This window comes from Immundisolibacter sp., assembly GCF_041625615.1.
GTDB lineage: Bacteria > Pseudomonadota > Gammaproteobacteria > Immundisolibacterales > Immundisolibacteraceae > Immundisolibacter.
In genome coordinates, this window is sequence record NZ_JBFJTF010000232.1 from 1 (window position 1) to 1,790 (window position 1,790).

Here is a 1,790-nt window from a genome sequence, read left to right on the forward strand (position 1 = left end):
CTGGTGCATACCTCAAACCTGTACCAGGTGCCGTTACAGGCCCGCCTGGCCGACCGCCTGAGCGCACTGTCCGGCCTGCAGCAGGCCTTCTTCTGCAACTCGGGAGCGGAAGCCAACGAAGCGGCGATCAAGCTCGCCCGCAAGTACGGTCATTCTCGCGGCATCGACGTACCCACGGTCGTGGTGGCCGACGGCAGTTTCCACGGACGCACCCTGGCCACCCTGACCGCCACCGGCAACCGCAAGGTGCAGGCCGGCTTCGAACCGCTGGTGCAGGGCTTCACGCGCGTCCCGTACAACGACCTCGACGCCCTGCAGCGGGTCGCCGAGCGTCGGCGTGACGTCGTCGCCTTGTTGCTGGAACCGTTGCTGGGGGAAGGCGGCATCCGACTGCCATCGCCGGACTACCTGGCCGGCGCCCGCGCCGTGTGTGACCAGCACGGCTGGTTGCTGATGCTGGACGAGATCCAGACCGGCGTTGGCCGCAGTGGTCACTGGTTCGCCAGCCAACACCACGGCGTCACGCCGGACGTGATGACCCTGGCCAAGGGTCTCGCCAATGGCCTGCCGATTGGCGCCTGCCTGGCCGGTGGGCGAGCGCTCGACATCCTGGGTGCCGGCAACCACGGCAGCACCTTCGGCGGCAATCCGCTGGCCTGCCGGGCAGCGCTGGCGACGCTCGACATCATCGAGCGCGAGGGCTATGTGGAACGCGCCGGCCGTCTGGGCGGACAGCTGCTGTCCGCATTGAATGAGCGGCTGTCCGGTTGCGCCGGCGTGGTCGATATCCGCGGCCAGGGACTGCTGATCGGCATTGAACTGGACCGGCCATGCACCGAACTGGTCGAGCGCGCCCTTGAGCGGCGACTGCTGATCAACGTCACCGCCGATCGCGTGGTGCGCCTGCTGCCGCCGCTGGTAATGAGCGACGATGAAGCGGGCCTGCTGCTGGACACGCTGTGTCCGCTGATCGTCGAATTCTGTGACCACGCCTGAAAGCCGCGATGAGCACCCGACACTTCCTGACGCTGACTGACCTCACACCGGACGAACTGGGCGCCTTGATTGCGCGTGCCGGGGAGCTCAAGGCCGCACACCGGCGTGGCGACCGGCAGGTACGCTACCCGGGCAAGGTGATGGCGATGCTGTTCGAGAAATCGTCGACCCGCACACGGGCCTCGTTCGAGGCCGCCTGGACGCACCTGGGCGGACACAGCATGTTCCTGTCGCCGCGCGACATCCAGCTCGGCCGCGGTGAAACGGTCGAGGATTCGGCGCGCGTGCTCTCGCGCATGGTCGATGTGCTGGTGGTGCGCACCGCAGCCCATGAGCGCCTGGAACTGCTGGCCGCCAACTCGACCGTACCGGTCATCAACGCCCTGACGGACCGCTTCCACCCCTGCCAGCTGCTGGCCGACATCCTGACCTGGACCGAGCGCCACGGCGACATCCGCGGCCGTACCGCGGCATTCATTGGTGATGGCAACAACGTGTGCCAATCGTGGATCAAGGCCGCGCGTCTGTTCGGCTTCGAGCTGCGCATCGCCGCGCCGGCCGGCTATCGCCCGGAACCGGAATTGCTGGCGACCCACGCCGACTGCGTGCAGGTGACCGATGATCCGGCGGCGGCAGCGGCCGGTGCCGACGTGGTGGTCACCGACGTGTGGGCCAGCATGGGCCAGGAAGACGAGAGCGCAGCCCGGCAGGCCGCGTTCGCCGGCTATCAGGTGGATCCCGCGTTGATGACGAAGGCCGCGCCGGCTGCCATCTTCATGCACTGCCTGCCGGCA

Annotated in this window: 2 protein-coding genes; both read left to right on the top strand. The window is 68.0% G+C overall.

The genetic code is table 11. The features are described from left to right. Positions 1–996, top strand: a 996-nt coding sequence (locus ABYX71_RS11825; protein ID WP_372696692.1) for an aminotransferase class III-fold pyridoxal phosphate-dependent enzyme, incomplete at its 5' end; no start/stop codon positions are given. An 8-nt stretch (positions 997–1,004) separates the two neighbouring features. Continuing rightward, positions 1,005–1,790 (top strand): ornithine carbamoyltransferase (gene argF, locus ABYX71_RS11830; RefSeq protein ID WP_372696693.1); only part of this gene is annotated, 786 nt, incomplete at its 3' end.